Raw genomic sequence first — 4,115 nt, 5'->3', positions numbered from 1 at the left:
TCCACCGCCAGGGGGAGATTTTGCCCTGGCGGTGGACCGAGGATAGGTTCATGATGAACCAACCAGAAGATCCCACTCTACTAAGGAGAGACTAAGACAGAAGAGAATTGAGCGAGGAATAGAAATTACATCCAATGCCCTCGCAACTTTTGCGATGTATGACAAAGTATGCTCAACGAACTCATCAACCGCATCGGCAAGGAGAAAATCATCACAATCTACTACAAGTTTGTGGGCGCGTTACAGTAATCTTCTCTTTACTAATTTGAGTGTTCATCATCTGTTGTGAATCGGCAGGGTGATCCCCACCTGAAAGACATCCTCTCCGGGGTAGAGATCCATCGTCCCGCCGTGGCGCTCCACCGTCTCCCGCACCGAGCTCAGGCCGATGCCACAGCGGACACCTCCTTCCTTGCGGGAGAGGATATGTCCCTCCGACCGGTCAAACCGGCCGTCGTAGGTGTTCTCCACCAGAAGGAACAGGGTCCCCTCCGTGGCCCGGCTTGTGAGGGACAGCCGCCGCTCCCCCCGGCTCTGGCGCTGGCAGGCCTCCAGGGCGTTTTCCAGCAGGTTGCCCAGAACAGTACACCACTCCACGTCCCCCAGAGGGACCCCCGCCGGAATGGTCAGAGCCAGGTCCGCCCGGATCTCCTGCCGCTGGGTGGCGGCGCTATAATATTGTAGCAGGGCGTCCACCGGCGCCCGGTTGCAGAAACTGCCGGGGGACACCCCGGGCCGCCGTGCCAAAACGGAAGGGAAATCCTCCAGATAGCGCAGCAGCTCCCGGCGGTGTTCCTCGGTCTCCGGACGGCTCTCAATCTGTCCCGCCAGCTCCGTGATGGTACGCAGGTGCTGACGGAAGTCGTGGATGAGCCGTCGGTTTTCGTCGGAGCGCTGGGCGAGCTGGTCGGCGTACTCCACCTGCATGGCCAGTTGCCGCTCCATCTGCCGGTACTCCGCCGCGAAGGCCAGATTGAAGCGGTAGGCGCTGACGATGTCCCGCCAGAGGACATACCCAATGGTCAGCGTCATGGCAAAGCTGCCCCACTCACCGAACCAGCCGGTGACCACCGGCTCAAAGGCCGGCAGCAGTCGGTCCCAGAGAAGAAGCGTTGCATAGAAGGCGGCGGCGAAAAACAGCGGCGCGGCCTGGGGGACCTGCTGCCGGACCGCCCGGAGGGCCGCTCCCAACAGATAGACCGCGGAACCAATCTTGAAGCAGAAAATCAGCAGGGAGAATACTTTCATCACCGGGATCGTCAGGTATGGAGACAGCAGTCCGTAGCAGAGGGCTGCCAGGCAAAACAGCCAGCCCACGATTTCCACCGTCAGGGCAACTGGGCGTCGGGTCTGACAGAGCCGGTTTTGCAGCGTTACCACCAGCACCACCATGGCATAACCCACGGAGATCTCCAAGGCATACCAGGGCCGGGGTGGCAGGGCGGCGGCGCTGTGCAGAATGGGGTAGGCAGTGAACAGCGATCCTGCCAGGCACAAAAGGGCGAAAAGCAGGGCGTTTTTGTGGCGCATCCGCACACCGAAATAGGCGGCCAGCGCCGCCCCCAATACCCCGCACAGCGTTACGCATACCGCCAGTCCCAGCCGCAGCCCCCGGCTGAGGTTGACTGCCAGGGGCGTGCCCAGGGCCGGGGGATAGACCAGCCCGCTGTAAAAATGGGAGTCATCCCGCACCGCCAGCAGGATGGTGGTGAGACCGCTTCCTGTAAAGGTGACCATGCGGTTCTGGGTGCGGGGCTGGTAGTGCTTCAAGTCCGGTTCCCCCACCTGCAATTCCAGATTTCCGTTGAGATAGAGCCGATAGGCGGAGTAGATCTCCGGCAGCTCCAGGCCGTATTGGGCGGGGGTCTCCGGCAAATCCAGGGTCAGCGCATAGGTCCCGCATCCATGGGGCGTCACCCCGTCCGGCTGGTCAAAGCGGGTGCGTTCCCCGATGGAGGTATAGATCATGTAGTGCTCCGTGCCGTGTGCCGTCCACTCCTCCGGGGTGAGAAGTACGCCGGGGTAGAAGGCCCAGCCGTGGATGAGAAAGTGGAGGTCGGTCTGCCCCAGTTCCTCATCCGTCAGGGTCAGCAGGCCATCCATAGGCTGGGCGCCGGGGCGGGTATATTTGTTGTCCCAGACATACAGGCTCAGGCACAGGGCGGAGCCCAGCACCACGGCCAGCAGCAGGGCCAGCAGCTGACGGTAGACAGGTTTCATCGCCGCCACCTCCTCCAGAGAAGGACTCCAAGGCCAACCAGCACCGCCCCGCCCGGGAGAACCAGAGCGGCGGCGGGGGCTGCCTCCCGTTTAGGCATAGACGGCTCTGACAGTTCTTCAGGTTCCTGAGATGCAGAAGTCTGCTCCGGGAGTTCGGGCTCCGGGCTGTCCGAAGGGGCGGCAGGCTCCCTGGCGGTCTGCTCCGACGAGTCAGACGGCTGTGCGGACACGGCACAGGACTTCGTCTGCGCGGGAACGGCGGCCCCTGCTTCTTCCTCTGCTGTGACTGGTTCCTCCGACTGGGCGGCGGGGAGTGCATCCGGCACGGGTTCCGTCTCCGACTGCTCGGTCAGCATCTCTGACAGGGTGTACCGGCCCGTATGCCGGATAGGAAAGACCGCGATGCCCCGCTCGGCATCCAGTGTTCCGGCAGCGGCCGTACCATCTTCCCCCGTCAGCACGAGGACAGCTCCATCCTGTTCCAGCGTGACCGGCAGCATCACCTCACAGTCCGGAAAATCGGATATTCCCCGCCCGTCCACCTCCACAGTGAGGGAAAAGCCGTCCTCCGTGGGAAACAACTCAATGTAAAAGACGCTGTCAGCATGGAGGGAAAGAGCGTCTAAGGCGGCGTCAGACAGGGTGAGGGTCACCCCCTGCTTGGAAAAGCGCACCGGCCCCACCTGGGCCATGGTCAGCACCCGGGCCCCGGACAGCAGGCTTTCGGTCTCCGTCACCCGCTCCTGAAAGGGCTCCGGTTTTGAAACCTCCGGATCTTCCTCTGGTGTCTCCGGGCGGCGGGGCAGGTCATCCTCCTCCGGCTCCCATGGCTCCGGGGCGGCGTCGGTCCGGTCATCCCCAGTGTCAGCGGGAGGCTGGACGATGTCCTGGGGCGGATTTCCGCCGGTGTCCCCGCCGTCCCGGTCCCCGTCGTGGTAGCCCTCCAGCACGATCTCGTCGGCGTAGAGAAAGGATAAGATTCCCGTCTGTCCGCCATCGTAGTCGGCCTGGATGCGGTAATGGCACCCCGTATTCAGAAGATCGGTGAACAGGGACAGCTGGGTTTCATCCCAGCAGGCTCCGTCCGTAATCTCCTCCCACGGCCCGCCATCCTCCGACAGCCATACGCGCACAGCAGCCAGATCACCGGGTGGGGCCACCCAGGGAAAGACCAGTGCCCCCCGTGCGGCCAGAAGGCAGTTGAGTTCCGGCCTGCCCTGCTGCTGGACGGAGACAGGAACGGTGATCTGGGGCAGAACAAGCCCATCCCCAAAGACCGTGTTTTCCGGCAGGAGCACCGTGCCCACCGCCAGATAGACCCCCACGGTCTGGAATTCCACGCCGGAGAAGTCCCACTCGATGGCGGCGGTCACGGTTTTCCCACTCTCCGTTTCGCATTGGAGGGTATAGGGGGAGAAGCAAAATTTCTCCTCCAGAACCTCCAAAGCACTGCCCAGGGGCAGGGCAAATGCGTCGGTATAGGGGTACCAGGATTCCACTGCGGTGATGACCTCCGGGGACTGATCCTCCACCGTGACCGGGATGTACAGTGCCCCCGGCACACCCTCGGCGAGGACGTAGCCCTCGGGCAGCTCGATCCGTCCCACCGCCTGATAAGTCCCGGTCTTGGTTTGGTCGATGTCGCCAAAATCCCAGGCCACGCCCAGGGGTTCCTGCCGGCTCTCCTCCCCCGCCGTTACAAGGGCGGTCACCGATTGTTGTTGAACCGCCAGCCTGTATAGCGGCTCCAGATCGTCGTCGCTGTTGCCCGTCTGCCGCACCGGGAGGGTAACGGCGGGCAGAGCGGGCAGACCGTCTCCAGCAAAGCCGGTCACGACGGCGGAGATCATGGGCGCAGGCTGCGGGGGTTCCTCCGGTTCCGGCGCAGGCAGGCC

The 4,115-nt window shown here is 63.2% G+C and carries 2 protein-coding genes; both read right to left on the bottom strand.

Annotated features, from left to right (window positions below):
- Window positions 1–276: 276 nt before the first annotated feature.
- Window positions 277–2,220: a GHKL domain-containing protein gene (locus QZ378_RS11960; RefSeq protein WP_291258429.1), complete on the bottom strand. Its 1,944-nt coding sequence runs from the start codon at window positions 2,218–2,220 to the stop codon at window positions 277–279.
- A partial coding sequence (locus tag QZ378_RS11955; RefSeq protein ID WP_291258428.1) for a hypothetical protein occupies window positions 2,217–4,115 on the bottom strand: 1,899 nt, incomplete at its 5' end. The genes QZ378_RS11960 and QZ378_RS11955, both read right to left, overlap by 4 nt.

Source organism: Flavonifractor sp. (assembly GCF_019422385.1).
Lineage (GTDB): Bacteria > Bacillota > Clostridia > Oscillospirales > Oscillospiraceae > Flavonifractor > Flavonifractor avistercoris.
Note: the sequence above shows the minus strand (reverse complement) of the source record. Positions and strands in the feature narration are given on the sequence as shown.

Coding starts and splice junctions, on each gene's coding strand:
- QZ378_RS11960 (WP_291258429.1), bottom strand. CDS start 2,220: ATGAAACCTGTCTACCGTCAGCTGCTGGCCCTGCTGCTGGCCGTGGTG.